17 protein-coding genes and 1 pseudogene are annotated in these 19,099 nt (G+C 59.5%); 3 read left to right on the top strand and 15 right to left on the bottom strand.

Annotated features, from left to right (window positions below; translation table 11 throughout):
* Nucleotides 1–90 precede the first annotated feature (90 nt).
* The 15 genes and pseudogenes from JN756_RS10975 to JN756_RS10905 all read right to left on the bottom strand — a co-directional run bounded on the left by JN756_RS10975 (nt 91) and on the right by JN756_RS10905 (nt 15,360).
* The gene (locus tag JN756_RS10975; RefSeq protein ID WP_236255099.1) at nt 91–261 is read right to left on the bottom strand and encodes a hypothetical protein; all 171 of its coding nucleotides are present in this window, start codon (nt 259–261) and stop codon (nt 91–93) included.
* Nucleotides 262–537: 276 nt separating this feature from the next.
* Nucleotides 538–1,290, bottom strand: a complete 753-nt coding sequence (locus tag JN756_RS10970) for a hypothetical protein (protein WP_017847003.1) — start codon at nt 1,288–1,290, stop codon at nt 538–540.
* Nucleotides 1,291–1,661: 371 nt separating this feature from the next.
* Nucleotides 1,662–2,732 (bottom strand): protein-glutamate methylesterase/protein-glutamine glutaminase, encoded by a 1,071-nt coding sequence (locus tag JN756_RS10965; RefSeq protein ID WP_017847002.1) that lies wholly within the window; start codon nt 2,730–2,732, stop codon nt 1,662–1,664.
* Entirely contained in the window at nt 2,729–3,250 is a 522-nt protein-coding gene (locus tag JN756_RS10960) for a chemotaxis protein CheD (RefSeq protein ID WP_046384050.1), read from the bottom strand. Before JN756_RS10960 ends, JN756_RS10965 begins: the two co-directional genes overlap by 4 nt.
* Nucleotides 3,243–4,046 carry a CheR family methyltransferase gene (locus JN756_RS10955; protein WP_017847000.1) on the bottom strand — a complete coding sequence of 268 codons (804 nt, stop codon included), beginning with the start codon at nt 4,044–4,046 and terminating at the stop codon, nt 3,243–3,245. Before JN756_RS10955 ends, JN756_RS10960 begins: the two co-directional genes overlap by 8 nt.
* Nucleotides 4,047–4,067: 21 nt before the next feature.
* Nucleotides 4,068–4,592 carry a chemotaxis protein CheW gene (locus JN756_RS10950; protein WP_026140027.1) on the bottom strand — a complete coding sequence of 175 codons (525 nt, stop codon included), beginning with the start codon at nt 4,590–4,592 and terminating at the stop codon, nt 4,068–4,070.
* Nucleotides 4,593–4,647: 55 nt separating this feature from the next.
* Complete coding sequence (locus JN756_RS10945) at nt 4,648–5,160, bottom strand: chemotaxis protein CheW (protein WP_227778821.1); 513 nt, start codon at nt 5,158–5,160, stop codon at nt 4,648–4,650.
* A 3-nt stretch (nt 5,161–5,163) separates the two neighbouring features.
* Complete coding sequence (locus tag JN756_RS10940; protein ID WP_428839092.1) at nt 5,164–6,132, bottom strand: methyl-accepting chemotaxis protein; 969 nt, start codon at nt 6,130–6,132, stop codon at nt 5,164–5,166.
* 198 nt (nt 6,133–6,330) lie between these two features.
* Nucleotides 6,331–7,560: pseudogene (locus tag JN756_RS10935) on the bottom strand (MCP four helix bundle domain-containing protein); the annotation flags it as partial.
* Nucleotides 7,561–7,606: 46 nt separating this feature from the next.
* Nucleotides 7,607–9,748, bottom strand: a complete 2,142-nt coding sequence (locus tag JN756_RS10930; protein ID WP_017846996.1) for a chemotaxis protein CheA — start codon at nt 9,746–9,748, stop codon at nt 7,607–7,609.
* 4 nt (nt 9,749–9,752) lie between these two features.
* Nucleotides 9,753–10,070: an STAS domain-containing protein gene (locus tag JN756_RS10925; RefSeq protein WP_017846995.1), complete on the bottom strand. Its 318-nt coding sequence runs from the start codon at nt 10,068–10,070 to the stop codon at nt 9,753–9,755.
* Between the two features lie 33 nt (nt 10,071–10,103).
* Complete coding sequence (locus tag JN756_RS10920) at nt 10,104–10,472, bottom strand: response regulator (protein WP_017846994.1); 369 nt, start codon at nt 10,470–10,472, stop codon at nt 10,104–10,106.
* A gap of 13 nt (nt 10,473–10,485) precedes the next feature.
* On the bottom strand, nt 10,486–11,763 hold the full coding sequence (locus JN756_RS10915; RefSeq protein WP_371928145.1) for a methyl-accepting chemotaxis protein: 1,278 nt from the start codon (nt 11,761–11,763) through the stop codon (nt 10,486–10,488).
* A gap of 70 nt (nt 11,764–11,833) precedes the next feature.
* Nucleotides 11,834–12,463, bottom strand: coding sequence for a response regulator (locus JN756_RS10910; protein WP_017846992.1), 630 nt, complete (start codon nt 12,461–12,463; stop codon nt 11,834–11,836).
* Entirely contained in the window at nt 12,463–15,360 is a 2,898-nt protein-coding gene (locus JN756_RS10905) for a PAS domain-containing sensor histidine kinase (protein WP_108525669.1), read from the bottom strand. Before JN756_RS10905 ends, JN756_RS10910 begins: the two co-directional genes overlap by 1 nt.
* A gap of 1,019 nt (nt 15,361–16,379) precedes the next feature.
* On the opposite strand from JN756_RS10905, the gene JN756_RS10900 reads away from it, so the two are divergent.
* The 3 genes from JN756_RS10900 to JN756_RS10890 all read left to right on the top strand — a co-directional run bounded on the left by JN756_RS10900 (nt 16,380) and on the right by JN756_RS10890 (nt 19,090).
* The gene (locus tag JN756_RS10900) at nt 16,380–16,598 is read left to right on the top strand and encodes a hypothetical protein (RefSeq protein WP_132849952.1); all 219 of its coding nucleotides are present in this window, start codon (nt 16,380–16,382) and stop codon (nt 16,596–16,598) included.
* Between the two features lie 260 nt (nt 16,599–16,858).
* Complete coding sequence (locus tag JN756_RS10895; protein WP_201022096.1) at nt 16,859–18,514, top strand: methyl-accepting chemotaxis protein; 1,656 nt, start codon at nt 16,859–16,861, stop codon at nt 18,512–18,514.
* Nucleotides 18,515–18,556: 42 nt separating this feature from the next.
* Nucleotides 18,557–19,090 (top strand): chemotaxis protein CheW, encoded by a 534-nt coding sequence (locus JN756_RS10890; RefSeq protein ID WP_057004888.1) that lies wholly within the window; start codon nt 18,557–18,559, stop codon nt 19,088–19,090.
* Nucleotides 19,091–19,099 lie beyond the last annotated feature (9 nt).

Here is a 19,099-nt window from a genome sequence, read left to right as displayed (position 1 = left end):
CCTTCAAGTAGCTCATGTACGCCTGATCGTTTCTTCCCTGCCTTATCGTTTCCCGCCCGCAGCGCTGTGCCTGGCAGAACGGTTCAGTGGTTAGCCCAGATGCTGCTCGGTGTCATTGGCCAGACGGCAAGACAACTTGTGCCATAACCCGGCGAGCGTGGAAAACACAGGGCTGGACAACGGTTCCTCCGTGAATGTTCGAGAACCTTTATCGAAGTCTTCGGCGGTGGGCGCCCTGAAGCTGAACTTCGGCGAAGACATGAGGTTGAGTGCCTGCGAACGGGATGTGCTTGGGAGGCCTGCTTCCCGTGCAGGCATCGCCAGGCTCGCAACCGTGTACTGGGAGGGCTGAGATTCAAAGGATGTCGAATTCATAGTCCAGACCTGATTCGGTAGGTGAAGACACCGGCAGCCATTCAACGGCCGATGGCAATCTCTTCGTGGTAAAACCCTTCCTCCCTGGCTGAAGTGGTGCTTCCTGCTCACTACGCTTGCCAACCTATGCCGCGAGTGACGCGGCATTCGGCTGTGCCAGAGTTAACGCAGCAGTTTCAGCAGTTCGCGTCGCGAAATCTTGCCGTCGCGCTGCCACTCGTCAACATTGTCCATCCGCCCCTGCAGAATCGAACGGGCCATGACTTCCTTGGCCAATTGGATGAGATGGTCAGTGAAGGGGTTGCCCGTCAACGCTTGCGCCGCAAACTCTTTGAGCTTGTCGAGCTTGATGCTGTCGCCCCGACCGTTGCCCTTCAACTGTTGGAAATGGCCGAGCATTTCCTTGATCAGCTGTTTGTCGTCTTTGAGTTTAAAGGGGTTATCGGAACCGATGACGCTCATAATATCGTCCCTGGACAAGCGGCCATCCGAAGCACCGGTGCTCATGTTTCGATCGAGCGCGCGTACCAGCTCGGGACGCCGCAGCAGTTCCTTCGCCAGGCGGATATTGGCGTCCATCTGCGGGTTGCCGGTCAACGGTCGCTCGGCCATTTTTTTCAGGCTTTCGAGGGTGACTTGCCGCGAAAAATGCCCTTCCCTGAACGCGCCGTAATTGCTCAGCAGCGCCTGGGCCAGTTGCTGATTGCTTTGCTTGGAGTAATGCGGGTCCGGCCGCTCGGGGGTTGGGCGCGGCGGTGGGCCGGGGTTCGGGCGCACATTATCGGGCAGCGGACGTTGCGGCGGCCCCGAGTGATAATGACCGTGGCCGAAGTACGGGCGCGACGACGTGCTGCCGAATGCTGAGCCGAAGTGATACGAATCCCAGAACAGGCTCTGGCTGGCCGATGAGCTCATAGACCGCTCGGCAATGGACATGGGGTCTCTGAAAGACTTGTCATCAGAGGAGTGAGCGACAGACTGCATGAATACTGATGCCGACATTTAGTTCTCCAGTTCGGTTTGATCAGACGCCTTGCCTCAGCGCTCCAGGCGCCCCGACGATCGACAAATCGTCAAGCAAACCAGCGGAAGCAGGCTTATCCTGTGTGGCAGAACTGTGGGAGTCGGTTCCTGATCGCGCTGAAAGTTTCCAGCGCCCAGGTAGGAAGAGCATCTGCTGAGATACGGAACTCATCACCTTCCCAAGCCGTTTCGGCGCAGCCAGCCCCCTCGCCGCCCAACCCGACCCAGGCGCGCAAAAAACCTCGGTTCACCAGCATCAACCGTCAGCGGCGCAGGTGCATGGACTGCAGAATCGCGGCTGGAATTTGTTCGAGCGGCAACTCGCGCTCCACCGCACCGAGCTTGAAGGCCTCCTTAGGCATGCCGTACACCACGCACGACTCTTCATTCTGGCCCAGCGTCAGCGCGCCGTTGTCGTGCATCTCCTTCAACCCGCGAGCGCCATCGTCCCCCATGCCCGTCATGATGATGCCCAGCGCGTTGCCGCCGGCGCTGCGGGCGACCGAACGAAACAGCACGTCCACCGAAGGGCGGTGCCGGCTGACAGGGGGCCCGTCAACGATTTCAACCAGGTATTGGGCGCCGCTGCGCTTGAGCAACATGTGCCTGCCGCCGGGAGCAATCAACGCACAACCGGGAATGACGCGATCGCCATTTTTCGCCTCCCTGACTTCGATCTCGCACAGGCGGTTGAGCCGCTCGGCAAATGCCGCGGTGAAGTGTTCCGGCATGTGCTGCACGATCACGATTCCCGGGCACACCCTGGGCAAGGCAGTCAGCACCAGCTCCAGGGCTTGCGTGCCGCCGGTGGACGTACCAATGGCGACGATGTTTTCGGTGGTGCGCGCCATGGCCTGCGTGCTCGCCGGCAGTATGACGTCGGCAGTCAGCTTGACCGGGGCTCGCTCGCTGGAAGGCACCATGCGCTTCATGTTGGCCCGGGCTGCGGCCTTGACGGCACCGGCCAATTCATCGGAACTGTCGGTCAGGAACTGACGCAAATTGAGTTGTGGCTTGGTCACGATACTCACCGCACCGGCCGCCAGCGCTTGCATGGTGGTGGCCGCGCCCTTCTCGGTCAGCGTGGAGCAGATGACCACTGGCGTCGGATGTTCGGCCATCAGTTTCTTGAGGAACGTAATGCCATCCATCCGCGGCATCTCGACGTCCAGCACGATGACGTCCGGCCATTGCTTGTTCATCTTGTCCATGGCGAACACCGGGTCCGCCGCCGCGCCGATCACTTCAATGGCCGGGTCTTGCCCAAGGGTCGCCGTCAGCACCTGGCGAACCACCGCGGAGTCGTCAATGATCAGTACTTTGATAAGGCTCATATCGCACGCTCTCCATGAGGGCTGCTGAGTGGCCAATGCAGGGCCAGGTAGTTGAGTTCGATGTTGCCATTGGCCAGATCGAACACCACGGTTCGATAACCCACGCCTTCCACATGAAAGTTGTGACACCGCAACTGATGCGAATCGAGCAGGTGCCTGGCTTGCTCGACATTGCGCTGGCCAACGTAGTGATTGTCCGAACGCGCCAGCCCCGGAAACATATCCCCGCCGCCATACACGCTGATTCTGAACTCCGTCGGCGGCACCTTGATCGCGTGCATTCGGCCGAGCAGCAATTGGAGCGCCTCATCGCCGTAGCGACCATCCAGTGCAGCCGATCTCTTCACTGCGCGCCGGGGCAACAGGTAGTGGCACATGCCGCCCAACAAGCGCCGCGGATGCCAGACCACCAATGCAACGCATGAGCCCAGCACGGTGCGCAGCCGAATGGCGCCTGAACCGAAAAACCACTCGCCGGGATTCAGGTACACCTCGCGGGACGGTGGGGTGTCAGGCATGTGGCCTCCGATAGATCGAAGGCTTGACCAGTCGCAGTTCATCGGTCACGCCATTGAGACTTTCCGAATGGCTGACCAGGAAATAGCCGCCGGGCTTGAGGTGGCTGACCAGGCGCTTGACCACTTGCACTTTGGTCTCGCTGTCAAAATAGATCATCACGTTGCGCAGGAAGATCACGTCAAACATTCCCAGTTTCGGCAGCGGATTGTTCAAGTTGATGGCCTGGAAATCGATCCTCGACGCCAGCGCCGGTTCGACCATGAAGCAACCGTGGTTGGCGCCGACGCCCTTGAGGCAATATTTGTTGAGCAACGCTTGGGGAATGCCGCGCGTGCCTTCGAGGGGGTAGCGCCCCTGGCGGGCCGTTTCCAGTACCCGGCTGCTGATATCCGATGCGACGATTTCCCAGGGCCGGCCGCCGAGGCTGTCCGCCAGGACCATGGCCAGGGTGTAGGGCTCTTCACCGCTCGAGCAGGCGCCGCTCCATACACGCAAAGGCCCGCTGCCACGCAGTTCGGGCAGTGCGACATCGCGCAGGAAATCAAAATGCTTGGGCTCGCGGAAGAAGTAGGTTTCGTTGGTGGTCAGCATATCGACCGCCACTTGTAGTTCCGTCGCGTCCTTCATCAGCACTTTGTAGTACGCGCCGTAGGTATTGAGCTTGAACACTTGCAGGCGCTTGGCGAGCCGAGCGCTCACCAACTGTTTTTTGGCATCCGACAGGCTGATGCCGGCGATTTGATGAATGAGAGTGCGAAACTGCAGGAACTCCGCATCGGAGAGAATCACGTTCATGAGGACACTCCCAAAAAACAATCAGGCAGTTGAAGGCAGCAAGGGATCAAGGGTTGCCAGCACATCGACCTGTTCCAGGGACAACACACGACCGATATCCAGCAACAACACAAAACCGCTCTCCAATTTGCCGATGCCCAACAGGAAGTCCGCTCTGACATCGGTCCCGAAATTCAAGGACGGTTCGATATCCTGATCGGCGATTTCAAGGACCTCGCTGACCGCATCCACAATGATGCCCACCGGCTTGCCCCCGGCATTGGCCTGTACCTCAAGGATCACAAAGCAGGTCCTCGAGGTCTGCACCGTGCGCTCGCCGCGAAAGCGCACACCCAGGTCCAGCACAGGAACCGCCGCGCCGCGCAGATTGATCACGCCGCGGATGCTGGGCGGCAACAACGGCACGCTGGTGATCGGTCCGTATTCGATGATCTCTCGCACGTTGAGCGTGCCGACGGCGAACATCTCATCCCCCAACTCGAAGGTGAGGTATTGGCTAGGGCTCGAGACCGTGGCTTTCCCTGGACTTGCGATGGATAACGCCATGACTCACCTCGCATCGATTACTTTGCGGCCGCGCCGGGAGGCGCGGTCGTACACGTCAAGCTCGCATCAAGCCGGCCATCTCATCGACACACAACACCTGCTCGATTTGCAGCAGCGTGACAAACGCACCTCGCACCTTGGTCATCCCCCGGATGAAGTCGGTACGGATAGGGTTACCAAAGGCCGGCGCGGGCTTGATATCGATATCGAGGATCTCAATCACTTCGCTGACCGAGTCCACCACCACCCCCAGCACCTGGGACTCGCCCTCCTTCGCCGCTTCAAGAATGACGATGCACGTTCGGCTGCCCAGCACCGTCACACCCTTGCCAAACCGTGCCTTGAGGTCCACTAACGGCACCACTGAACCGCGCAGGTTGATCACCCCGCGCAGGAATGTCGGCATCATCGGCACCGTGGTCACCTGGTTGTATTCGATGATTTCGCGAACGTTCAGTGTATTGACCGCATACATCTGCTGGTCAGCCAAGAAGGTCAGGTACTGCAAGGGCTCATCGACCTGCGGCGCTGACTCCAAAGTGCTCGGCATAACGGCTGTGGCGCTCATGGGTCAGCTCCCGAAGCGGACGAAACCGCTCTCCACCGCACGGCTATCCTGGTCGAACGTGGATGCCGCGCGATTGATCACGGGCATCGAGGCGGTCCGCCCGGCGCGCTTGCTCTGTACGCTGAAAAAGCCCATGAGTTCCTGCAACTGCTCGGCCTGGCCGCTCATTTCCTCGGCCGTCGCCGCCAGCTCTTCGGAGGCCGAAGCGTTTTGCTGGGTCAGTTGGCTCATCTGCGACATCGCGCTGTTGATTTGCTCAGAGCCGATGGATTGCTCTTCCGAGGCGGCCGCGATTTCCTGCACCAGATCAGAGGTCTTGGCGATCGAGGGCACAATCTCGTCAAGCAGGTTGCCCGCCCGTTCCGCCAAGGCCACGCTGTTCTTGGCCACTTCACTGATTTCCTGCGCCGCGATCTGGCTGCGCTCGGCCAGTTTGCGCACTTCGGCCGCCACCACCGCGAAGCCTTTGCCGTGCTCGCCGGCACGCGCCGCTTCGATCGCCGCGTTGAGCGCCAACAGGTTGGTCTGGTAAGCGATGGAGTCGACGATGCCGATTTTCTCAGCGATGGTCTTCATCGCCGCCACCGTGTCCTTCACGGCGCGACCGCCTTCCGAGGCTTCCTTGTTGGCTTTACCCGCCATGCCGTCGGTCACCTTGGCATTTTCGGTATTTTGAGCAATGGACGCCGACATTTGCTCCATCGATGCCGAGGTCTGTTCCACCGACGCGGCCTGTTCGGACGCCGACTGCGCCATGCTTTGCGCAGTGGCGGAGATCTCCTCGGAAGCACTGGACAGCGAATCGGCTGAGCCGCGCACTTCGCCGATGATTTCCGAGAGTTTTTCCACGGTGCCGTTGACCGAGTTTTTCAGTTCCAGGAACTTGCCTTGATAGTCGCCGTTGATGGTCCGGGTCAGGTCGCCATTGGACATCGCCGACAAGACATCCATGGCTTCAGTAATCGGCACGATGATCGCATCCAGCGAACCGTTGATCCCCAGGATGATGCGGCGGAAATCACCTTGATGCCGAGCGGCGTCAGGCCGGGTATCGAGTTTGCCGATCAGCGCGCTGTCGCTGATCTGGCTGGTGTCTTCGACGAGCGCCAGGATATTGGCCCGCAGTTGCTCGATGTTCTCGTTGATAAAGGCTTTTTTGCCGGGGAATTGTTCAAGCGGTGCCGACAGATTGCCTTCGCCGAACGCGCGGATACAGGCCATGGCTTTTTTCTTCACGCTGATATGGCCACTGACCATCTGATTGATGCCCTGACCGATATCGCGGTACGAACCCGAGAAGCGATCGACGTCGATCATGACGTCAATGTCGCCTTTTTCATGCTCGCTGGACATGTGCTGCATCTCATGGATCAACGCCAGCACATTGCTGCGCAGCAGCTCGATGTTTTCATTGATAAAGGCTTTTTTGCCCGGGAATTTTTCCAGCGACGCCGACAGATCACCTTCACCAAAGGCGCGGATGCAGGCCATGGCTTTTTTCTTCACGCTGATATGGCCGTTGACCATCTCGTTGATGCCCTGGGCCATGGAGCGGTAACTGCCATGAAAGCGGCCAGCATCGATCTGTGCATCGATGTCGCCCTTGTCGTGTTCACTGGACATGCGGTTTATCTCCGCGACCAGCCCATGCAGGCTCGCGCCCAGTTGTTGCATGGACGCCATCAAGCTCGTGGTGTCACCGGGCTTGAGCGTGGCTTTGGCATCCAGCTCCCCCGCTGACAAGCGAGCGGCGAAAGCGCGCACGGCCACCGGTTCGCCGCCGAGTTGGCGCATCAGGTTGCGCCCCAGAAGTGCGCCCACCAACGCCGTGGCTAAAAATGTCAGCGCGCTGACCAGCAGGATGAGGGAGCGGGCATTCTTCTCAGTGGCGGTGGCAACCAATTGGCCCTTGCGCCCCAGTTCCAGGTTGTATTCGCGCAGCTCACCGATCGTCGTCAGCACCGCGCTCTGCAATGGCTGGCTGGCCTCGATCAATGCGCGGGCCGAGGCTTGGTCACCGTCGTCGATGAACTTGTCGAAATGCGCCTGCAGGGTCGCGAATTCACCCAAGCGGCCACGTAACTGCTTCAACAGTGCTGCGTCATGGTCGTCGGAGACCAATGCGGCCTCATAGTGATCCAGGGCTTTGCCAATCGCGCTGAAGTTCTGTGCCACGTTCTGCGCATAGCTGGACACGAAGTTTTTTTCGGAATCGTTCAGACGTTGCCATTCCAAGGCGTGAAGGTCGGTGAACGCAGCCGCCGCACGGTCGATTTCCAGCAAGCTGGGCACGGTATTGACGTTGGCATAACTGGCGCTCGTATTGATTTCACCGGCCAGGTAAAGGCTGGTACCACCCAACACGACAACGCCGAGCACTGCGGTGAAAACCAACAGCATGATATTTCTGATAACGGTCATGGCGAGGAACTCCTGATGACGCTCATTAAGTCGATAACGGACTTGGGATCGAACGGTGGGTGGCGTCCTTGGCAACGTGTCCTAACAAATTGGGTATATCCAGAATCAGGGCGACGGCTCCACTGCCAAGGATGGTGAACCCGCCGAGCCCATGGGCCTCACCAAACACTTTGCCCAATGGCTTGATCACGGTTTGAAACTCCCCCTGCAAGCGATCGACCACCAAGCCAGCACGCAGGCCGGCGTATTGCACGACGACCACGTTTTCTCGACTGCCTCGAGGTTCTTGCACATCGAACATGTCCCGCAGGCGCAGGATCGGCAGCACATCTCCACGCAGGTCCAGGTAGCCGGTGTCTGCGCCCTGTCCAGGCGCCAGCTCGATGCACTCCTCCACCATGTTCAGCGGGATGACATAAGAAGCCTTGCCCACCCCGATCAGAAAGCCGTCGATGATTGCCAGGGTCAGCGGCAGACGAATCCGTACCGTTGTGCCCTGCCCTTCTTCGCTCTCGAGGCTCACGCTGCCGCGCAACGCGGTGATATTGCGCTTGACCACATCCATGCCCACCCCGCGGCCGGACAGGTTGCTGACCTGGTCGGCGGTGGAGAAGCCCGGCTCGAAAATCAAGTTCAGGATGTCTTTATCCGCCGGTAGCTGGCCGTCCCCCACCAGGCCACGCTCGCGGGCCTTGGCCAGGATTTTGTCCTTGGCCAGGCCACCGCCGTCGTCCGACACTTCGATCACGATACTGCCGGACTCGTGGTAGGCATTCAGGCGTACCGTGCCCTGGGCCGGCTTGCCCCGTTGAAGGCGCGTCGACACGGCCTCGATGCCATGGTCCATCGCGTTGCGCACCAAGTGCGTCAACGGGTCGCCGATACGTTCGACGACGGTCTTGTCCAACTCGGTCTCGCCACCGCCGATCTGCAGCACGATGTCCTTGCCCAGTTCCTTGGAAACGTCGCGCACCACCCGCTGGAAGCGCGTGAATGTCGCGCCGATCTGCACCATGCGCAGGGTCAGTGCCGAGTCACGCACCTCTTCCACCAAGCGCGATAACAGGCTGGTGGCTTCGATCATCTCGCCAATCCCGCTACGCACTGCCACCAGGTTGGCTCCGGCGCCGGCGATGATCAGCTCGCCAACCAGGTTGATCAGTTGGTCCAGCTTGGCGGCATCGACGCGGATCAGGTTGCCTTCGTTGCTCGCCGCGCCCTTGCCGGCCTTGATCAACGGCGCGACTGAATCGGGTGGTGCGTCCAGCTCGCCGCGCATCTCGACCGGAGCTTGCTCACCCTCCTGGGTGACGAGCAGGGCCTGGGACTCCGTCAATGTGCCGCAACGCACCAGCAGCTCAAGCAGCACGGCATTGTCTTCCGGCAATCCGTCGAGATGCGCGCGACAGGCTTGGACAGAGGCTTGCGGTGCAAGGATCTGGACGAGCGCGTCATCGCGCACAAAATCAAAGGCCCCGTCGATGACCTCCCGCGAGGCATCGCTGAGCAGCGCGAGTTCAAAGCCCAGGTAGTTGGTTTCCGGGTCCATCGACGCAAACGGCGGCAACCCCTCGCACAGTGTGACGGTATGCAGCAACTGCCCCAACGTGCTCAGGTAACGCAGGAACGCCAGCGGGTCCATGCCGTTGCGCAATACATCCGGACCAAAGCGCAGGGACAAGTGCCAGTGGCCGGGACTTGCGCCCGGCTCGTCCGCCGGCAACGTGGCTGGAGCGGGCGAAGCACTCGGCACCGAGCCTTCCAGGTACTGCGCGAGCCGCTCGCCCAGGCATTGGCCCTGGACCCGCAGCGGTTCGTCCAATCGGTCAAGGTTGCCATCCTCGGCCAGCAGGTCGATCAACTGGCCGATATGGTCACGGGCATCGAGAAACAACGCACTCAATGCCTCGTCGACGCGCACTTCCAGGCTGCGGACCCGGTCCAGGACGCTTTCGGCGACATGGGTGAACTCAACGATGGGCATCAAGCCAAACAAGCCGGCCGAGCCTTTGATGGTGTGGGCCACGCGGAACAAGCCGTTGATGGTGTCGAGGTCCTGCGGCGACCTCTCGATCTGCAGCAGTGCGTCTTCCATTTGCAGCAGGAGCTCGCGACTCTCGGCAATGAAAGTCTGCAGCACGTCATCCATGTTCATGGGCTGGGCCATACGATCATGCTCCAAGCGACTGGGCGAAAAGCGGATTGGCGAAGTAGTCGTCAAGACCGCTGAGCCGTATTGCTTCGATTACGGTCGCGCTCGGGTTGCTCAGCAACAGCTGCGTTCCGTCCTTGAGCGACTCGCGTTTGATGAGGATCAACAATTGCAGACCGGCGCTGTCCAGTTCGTCGACATTGGACAAGTCCAACTCAACCTCATGCGCCAGCGGAAACAACGACAACAACAGGTCTTTTTGTTCAGTGGCGGTGTAGATCGTCAGGGGGCCTTCCATGACCTGGATTCGACGTAGCATCGGTACGGTGCTTTTCATGGAAACCTCCTGGCCAGCGGTCGCTGGTCATTGCTATGGCAGGATCAACTTGGAGACGGCAGTGAGCATTTGCGCCGGCTGAAAGGGCTTGACCATCCACGCCTTGGCACCGGAGGCCTGGCCTTGCTGCTTCATCGCATCACTGGCCTCGGTGGTCAGCATGATGACCGGCGTGAACTTGTAGGCCGGCAATAGCTTGGCCGCCTTGACGAAGCTGAAGCCGTCCATGTTGGGCATGTTCACGTCGCTGACAATCAGGTGGATTTTGCGTCCGTCCAGTTTGCTCAGCGCATCTTTGCCATCACAGCCTTCGATCACGTCATAACCCGCGCCTTTGAGAGTGATGCTGACCACCTGCCGAATGGAGGCGGAGTCGTCGACGATCAGAATGGTTTTGCTCATCGGAAAAGCTCCTCTAGAAAAAGGTGATTTCGCTGTCATCGGACTTGGCGTGCGTGTTACCGCCATGGATAGCGTGTTGCTCCGGCATGGTGTAGGCCGTTGAAAGCTCTTGCAGCCAACGATCACTGACCATCGGGCTGAGGGTATGCCCGCTCAGGCTCGATGCCTGGCGCTCGTCCAATTGCTGCTGGAGCTTGTCCAGGTCGCGGGTAATCAGCGTCAACATCTGGCTGACGCGGTCCTGGAACTGCAAGGCGACCAGCACCTGGGCAATCTCGTCGGCGACGTTGGCGCTCTGCTGTTGCAGGTCATGGCTGTTGCGCACGAGGGTCTGGGCGGTACCGCGAAAATGTTCGATGACCTGCGAGACCACACGCTCCGAATCCGCGAGGGTCAAAGTGTCTTGTTCAGCGTGGTGGCGGGACATTTGCACTGTGCGGGCAATGGCCGCATTGACGGTATTCACGGTTTCACTGATCTTGCGCCCGGTCTCGCCGGACATACTCGACAGCTTGCGCACTTCATCGGCGACCACCGCAAAACCTCGCCCCGCCTCACCGGCGCGCGCGGCCTCGATGGCGGCGTTGAGGGCAAGCAGGTTGGTTTGACTGGCGATGTCACCGACAAACTTGGCCATCTGCTGAAGTTGTTCGGTGAAGCCGGAGAGCTGCAGGACTTCTTTGAGTTCGCTCTCTTTATTGGAGAGCGCGGAGCGCAGAGCCAGCACGATGGAATTGAGGTCGCGCTGGCCGACTTCCAGCAAGTCGACCAATTGCTGGGAAGCATCTTGCCCGCCGTTGCTGGCCACGCTGTGGCTGATGTTCGATGACAGCGTGCCAAAGCGTTCGCTGAGCTTGAGGATGGACGTTTCGCTGATCAGGCGCGCGGCTTCGATCTGCCTGGACCAAACGGGAAGCACGCTGAGGCACACGTCTGCCAGGCCGTTATCGACGGCCAATGTCGCCGAGACCTCGGGCGGCTGATCGAGCTGGCGTTGCAGGCTGTTGCAATGCGCCTGGAAGCATCTGTTTGCCCAAAGGCCCAAGCCAACGCACAGCACCAACAACGCGCCCCCTGCCGCCACAGCCCATGCGCTGAAGTCATTGCTGTAGGCAACCGCAAGGCCTCCGAGCAGACCGGCCAAGGCGACCGGAAACACTATCAAAGCAGCCGAGGGGGGTGTGGTCTGTTCGCTCACGGTCTGTCTCCCAATCGAAGCATCTCGTCGCCGGTTGATCGGCAGTTCGATTGCTTGAGAGGGATACTGGCCCAATAATGGCACCACGGCCATCGGACCATCCCTATTCCAGGGTAGGGATACCGGCAACCAAGGTAGGAAAATCCCTACACAAGGGGGTTGTTCACGAAATACCCAAGGTCATGGCGAAGCGCACAATGTCCGCCGTAGAGCCGAACCCCATCTTTTCCATGAGCCGGGTCTTGTGGGTGCTGACCGTCTTGTTGCTGATGACCAACTGCTCGGCGATCTGGTTGACGCTCATGCCATGAGCCAGCAAGCGCAGAATCTGAAACTCGCGATCGGACAGGCTTTCAACGTAGGTCTGTTGCTTCAGGCCACTGCTTTGCAGGGCAATCTGCTCTGCCAGCGCCGGGTCCAGGTAACGTTGGCCGCTGGCCACTCGTCGCATGGCAACCAACAGGGTCTCGGGGTCGCGGTCCTTGGTGAGGTAGCCGAGCGCACCGGCGCGCAGTGCGCGTTGCGCAATGTGGATTTCGTTATGCATGCTCAACACCAGGATCGGCAGCTCCGGGTACTGGGTATGCAGGCGGGCGATCAGGATTTCGCCGCTGATACCCGGCATGTTCATATCGAGCAGCAGCAGGTCGATCTCGACCTGGCGCAACAGCTCGATCACTTGCGTGCCACTCTCGGCTTCGGCCACCACCTGGACATCGGCGACCAGCATGAACAACTGCTTGAGCCCTTCGCGCATGATGGTGTGGTCATCGGCGATCAGCATGCGAATCATTAATACGTATCCTTGTGCATCGGAATGAATGCCTGGACTGTTGTGCCCTGTCCGGGATGGCTGAAAACAATCACTTTGCCGCCCAACATCAGGCCACGCTCACGCATCCCGGCCAACCCCAGGGTCTGCCGGGTGACGGCGTCGGGGTCAAACCCCTTGCCGTTATCCTGGACCTCCAGCAGCCAGTTGGTTTCCTGCGGGCTCAGGGTGACGCTGACCTGTGTCGCTTCGGCGTAACGCGCGATATTGGTCAACGACTCCTGCACGATGCGAAACGCGGCGGTGACATGGGTATCGGGGAGCGTCAGGGGAATCGACGGCAGGTGTAACACACAGGGAACCCGGGTCAAGGTGACGAACTCGGTGGTCAGCCACTCAAGACCGGAAACCAGCCCCAGGTTTAACGCGGACGGTCGCAGGCTGGTGGAGACATCACGCACGACCTGGATCGTCTTGTCGGTCAGCACCATCAGCCGCTCGACCTGCGGGGTCAGCTCGGGTGTCGAGGCGCCGAATTGAAACCTCAACAGTGATATCCCCATGCGCAGTGCCGTCAAGTGCTGGCCCAGCTCATCATGGATCTCCCTGGCGATCAGTTTGCGCTCCTCTTCCCGCGCCGTTTCGCGACGGGTCGACAGATCGCGCAATTGTGCATTGGAGTTGGCCAGGCGCCGCTCGGCAGCCCGCAGCCTGGAAATATCGCGCCCCACCGCCAACACGCTCACGACCCGCTGGCCGTCGACCTCTGGAACAAAGTGGATCAGTACCACTTTGGGTGCGCTCTTCAACCCCGAGAGCAGAAACTCCTGCTCCGTCGCTTTATTTTCCTGAATCACTTGGGCCACCAATTCGCGAAACAGCTGAGACTGGTGGTTCAGCGGCGCCACCGCGTCCATGGGCATGCCCATCAGTTCCGGCCAGGCCCCGCCCACCCATCTTCGCAACTGCGCATTGACGTAGAGCACTTCGCCATGAGCACTCAACCGAGCGATAGCGTCCGGGCTGTTTTCGACCAGTGCGCTGATGTCGTGCTGGCGTCCGAGTTCTTTCTGCCGGGCCCTGATCAACAGGGTAATGTCGCGGCTGATCACCAATATCCGCGCCGCCACACGCCCTGAATCCGCCACCGGCACCAGCGTAAAGTGCAGTTGACGGACTTCGTTGCGAAGCACCATGCCCTCATCCGACTCAACCACCCGCCCGGCGCTTGTGCATTGCTCACAAAGCGCCTGGATCTTTTGCGCGCCCAATCGACCAAAGATCAACTCCAGCGGCTCACCGATAACGTCGGCATGCGGTTTGCCCAGCGCGCGCAACAACGCCGGGTTGACCTCGACACAACGCAGGCAACCGACCGCCGTCATTTCCAGCAGGCAAAGCATGTCCAGGGTATGGTCGAAAATGTCACGGTAACGACGCTCGCGCTCGCGGAGCAACGACTCTGACTGCCAGCGTTCGATCGCGATCGCCGCAATATGACAGGTCTGGCGCACGCGCAGGATGTCGCTCTCATCCGGCCCGGTGCCGGAGGCCTGGGACAACTCGAAAGTGCCGAGCACGTGGCCTTGTTTGTCCACGATCGGCTCGGACCAGCCTACGGCAGACGCCGTATTCATCACCGCGCCGGTGCCGAGCGGCGCTACCAACTGCACCCGGCAGGACCGATGGGGCAAGGCCAATTGCAGATAGTCCACCAGGAGCCCGAGTGTTTCTTCCAGGGGCGCGCCCGTCGCCATTTTTTCGAAAATCCCCAAGCGCGCGTCTTCCAGGACCTGTTGTTTGCACAACTCGGTAATGTCGTGGGCCAGCGCCAACACGCCGATCACCTCGCCTGTCGGGCTGCGCTCGGCCGTCAGGCTGACCGCACAACTGACCAACTCGGTACTGTCCGCGAAGGTCCAACTGTCGAGGAATTGCGCGGTTTCGCCCGTCGCAACGACATGGCGCAGCTGGTTGATATAGTCACCCGCGTCCTCGTCGGGGCTCACGCCTATCGACTCGTCATAAGACATGCCGGTCAAGCGCAAAAAGGCCGGGTTGACGTAAGTGCGCAACAGGTTGCGGTTGTAGCGCACGATGATGTTGGGTGAACTTTCCGCGAGGGTGAGAAATTTGAGTTCGCTGCCCACCAGCGTTTCGCGCAGCTGCCAGTTCTCGGTGATGTCCTCCAGTTGGGACACAAAGCAGAGCGGCTGCCCCTGATCGTCCCGCACCATTCCCACGGTCAACCGCGCCCACACCACCCGCCCGTCGCGATGGATATAGCGTTTATGCAACGTCGCGCCCGACCTTGCACCGCGCTTGAGTTCGTCGATCAACTGCTTGCCGACCTCGCGGTCCTCGGGGTGGGTCAGTGCCATGAATGTGGTGGTTTGCAACTGCGCTTCGCTATACCCAAGCAACCTGCAGATGACGCCATTGGCCCGTAGCCAATGACCGTCCAGCGACACCAGCGCCAGGCCGGTACCGGAGGAATCGAAAATCGACCTGAGCGGGATCTGCGCGTAGCTTTCGGTTTCGGATGACGGGGCCGACGCGCCCTGGCGGGCAACGACCTCGACAATAAAATACGCATCGCGCCACAGCGTCAGGGAGACGTCCAACCCGCACGCCCCTCTGCTCAATGCCGCGAAACCAGCCCGCGTGTTCCCTGCGGCCGTTTCCAGCGCGGCATAAAACAGCCCATGGTCTTCGGGCCGCAGGAGGGCGATGAACTCGCCGCCCGCTGCCGGAGAAACGCCATTTTGAACTTGCAGTTGGGCGAACGCGGGATTGCCGGCGACAACCCGAGCGGCGCGGTCCAGCGCCACAACCGCAATGGACAGACAGCCGAGCACACTCTCGAGGGTTCGCAACGTATCGTCGTCAGCCACTGCCTGTGCGTCGCGAGCCATCATCCCTGTGCCCTCGGTCGTTGAACGGACTTAACGATATTTGCAAGGCGGGTAAAACGCCTAGCAACCTTCTACGCAGCGCTGGAAATCGGAAACGCCTGAACATTGACCTTTTTACGAGAGCACGGCCCCTCACCGCCAACTTGTCTATCTCGCGTTAAAGCGCCTTCAGACCCACGACTCAATCCTTTGCTCGAACTGTAGCCCAATATCAGGCTTCAAAGAGCTGCAGCACGATAGAAGAGAAGGCGCTACAGGAGCTGATCCAAGTCAATACTTGTGGGCCGTCGCGGGTTTTGCATCACCTCTTGTCTATGCCCACCCGCAACGCCGAGGCGCAGACCGCTGAGCGTTGCAGCGAACGAAAAAATGATATCATAATGACATCATCACCTGATACCTTGTAGGTAGAACCAAGCAATTGCGAGGGTCATCATGGGCGAAGGCGCTCCTATTCCGTCGAATGAAGCTGAAAGGCTAAAAACTGTCACGTGCGCGCCCATGAGCGAGTTGGACAGAGGCATGCTCAATGGCTTCGCTGAACGGGTCATGATGCGTATCCGCAACATGCGCGCTCGTAACTTCGTAGACCAACCCACCGGGTTGTTTAATCGATTGAGGTTTGAGGAAGATATACATCAAACGGTCCGGGTAAACAGCGCATGCGAGATTGACGCAGTCGACGTCATTACGCCGAAAGTCCTCAACGATATAGTCAAGGCACCGGGTTATATCTGTGCACAAGACTTGATCCTGGCGATAACGTCGCGCCTACAAAACTGCTACCCAATAATTGCTTGCTTTATAAAATCAGTCCGACGCGATTCGGCTTGATTCTCAATGAATGAGCCGGGCCCTGAGCAAATTTGCGAGCGTATTCTGCATAACTTCAAAATATCGGCTACCGAGTCGTTGCAGAAGGTGTAGAAAACCAAGAAGTTCTGCAGCGTTACTTGATAGAAAAACCTATGAGTTCCAAGGCCTTAGAAACCTGGATAGGACAAAGAAACTAGGAGGCAATCATGACGTTGAAGGAATCGCACGCGGCGATTGCGCGCTATTTATATAACGCCACGCCTCCGTCAGTCGTCTACCGATTATATAAATCACCGCTGCCGGGCCGTTTTTTATTACAGCCCTTACTTACCGCCCCGGTAAAACCGAATTATTTTACCGCTGACCGACGACTGACCTGTTCTGCGCTCAAGTTGATCTTGGCCCGAGCCGATAGGCTGATGTGAGAAGGATCGCTATTTACTGATTCAGGGAGGAACCTATGTCGTCATACGGCAACTTGCAGCCGCTTCCTCAGGCTCGCACTTTTTTCCGCTTATCGCTCGTACCCGCTGCCTGTGGCGCGTGCGCCCTGCTATTGAGCGGCTGGCGCACCGACAACCAGACAACGCGCCCAGCAAACGCCTGGGCAAACCGCTGTTTATTCCTCGAACGATAGCAAACCCGGCAATTCAGCCAACCGCACCGCACATGGAGAGGCCTTTCAATGAAATGGTTCTACGATTTAAGGATAGCTACCAAGCTCATCACTTCGTTCTTGCTGGTGTTGGTGCTGACGGCCATGACGGGCGTGTTCGCCATCATCCAGTTGGGCCTGGTTAACGAAACTGCCGCTGAGATGCGCGACAACTGGTTGCCTTCGGTGCGGGTTGTCTCCGGCATTCGTTTTTTTGTCGCCAACTATCGGGTCAAGGAACTGCGCTATCTGATGGCCGACAGCCCGACGGAACAGGCGCAATATGAACAGGAGATCGTCGATGCCCGCAAGGAAGTCGAGACCCGCATGGCGCGCTATGAAAAAGAGCTGATCTCAAGCCCGGCGGAACAGGCGTTGTTCGATACGCTCAAGACCAGCTGGAACAGCTACCTCAACACCAGCAAGAACCTGTTGGCCGAGTCGCGGCAGGGTTTGAAGGAACAGACCAGTGTCATTCTCAAAGGGGATTCGAAACGGGACTTCGAACAGATCTCCAGCGACCTGGTAAAACTCATCGACCTCAACGACGCCGGAGCCACGGCAGCCAATCAACGCGGTAACGAAATCTACGCCAATGCGCGACTGTCCATCATCGCCGCGGTACTCGTGGCTTTGCTGGTGGGTATCGCGCTGGCGTTGTTTATTTCACGCATCATTTCCACCCCGCTGAAAAGGGCCGTGGATGTGGCCAGCCAACTGGCCGAAGGTAACCTGGCCGTGAAGATCGAAGGTGGTTCCAAGGACGAAACCGGGCGTGTGCTCACGGCGATGCAGGCCATGATTGGCAAGCTTTCGCAGATTATCGGTGAGGTGCGCAATGCCGCCGACGGTCTGGCCAGCGCGTCGGAGGAAGTCAGCGCTACCGCCCAGGCCATCAGCCAGACCACCAGCCAACAAGCCGCAAGCGTCGAAGAAACCAGTGCGTCCATCGAACAAATGAGTGCCAGCATTAACCAGAACACCGAGAACGCCAAGATAACCGACGGCATGGCCAGCAAGGCGGCCAAGGAAGCAGGAGACGGCGGCGACTCTGTTCAGCAGACGGTGCAGGCGATGAAAAAAATCGCGCAACGCATCAGCATCATCGATGACATTGCCTACCAGACCAACTTGCTGGCCTTGAACGCCGCCATTGAAGCGGCGCGAGCCGGCGAACATGGCAAGGGCTTCGCGGTGGTGGCGGCCGAAGTGCGCAAACTGGCGGAGCGCAGCCAGGTGGCGGCTCTGGAAATAGGCGAACTGTCCACCAGCAGTGTCGAAATGGCCGAACGGGCCGGCCATCTGCTTGGCGAGATGCTGCCGTCGATCAACAAGACCTCCGATCTGGTCCAGGAAATCACGGCCGCCTCCGAAGAACAGGCAGCCGGCGTGGCGCAGATCAATTCGGCGATGAACCAACTCAACCAGGTCACTCAGCAAAATGCCTCCAGCAGCGAAGAGCTCGCTTCCACCGCCGAAGAAATGAGTACCCAGGCCGAACAGTTGCAGCAGGCCATGAGTTTTTTCAGGCTGGACGCAAGCGATCAGGCATCGAACGTCACACTGGGCAAATCCAGCCAGGCAAGCAGCGTATCGCGTGCGGTGGCGCGGGCACCGCGAGTGGTCTCGCAGAAAACCTTCCTCAAGAGCGCAGGCCCCGACGAAAGCGAGTTCACGCGGTTCTAAGCGCAAACCGGACGCGGTGCTTTTTTCATGCAGGAGAGCGACATGGGCGCGTTAACCGATACCCGACAGACGACGGCGATTCAAAAGCAGGAGGCGCAGTACCTGACGCTCCTGCTGGGCGGCGAAATGTTCGCCATCGATATCCAGGGCATCAAGGAAATCATCGAGTACGGACACGTGACTCCGGTGCCGATGATGCCCGACTTCGTGCGCGGCGTGCTTAACCTGCGAGGTGCCGTGGTGCCGGTGCTGGACCTCAAGGCACGGTTCGGGCAGCCCTGCACGAAGGTCTCTCGACGCAGCTGTGTGGTGATCCTCGAAGCCAGCAGCGAGGACCACCAGGCCCAGGATATCGGGCTTCTGGTGGACAGTGTGTCAGAGGTACTGGAAATTCCGGCGGACGAGATCAAGCCGGCCCCCAGCTTTGGCGCGCGCATTCGCCCTGACTTCATCAGCGGCATGGCCAAGGTCGCCGGCACGTTCGTCATCGTCTTGCAGGTGGACAAGGTGTTGTCGATGGATGAAATGTCTCAACTGGCGGACGCCGGTGACAGCCCCAGCCTCCAGGAGCTGTAAGTCACGAAC

This window comes from Pseudomonas sp. Y39-6 (assembly GCF_023651955.1).
In the GTDB taxonomy this organism is placed as follows: Bacteria; Pseudomonadota; Gammaproteobacteria; order Pseudomonadales; family Pseudomonadaceae; genus Aquipseudomonas; species Aquipseudomonas veronii.
Note: the sequence above shows the minus strand (reverse complement) of the source record. Positions and strands in the feature narration are given on the sequence as shown.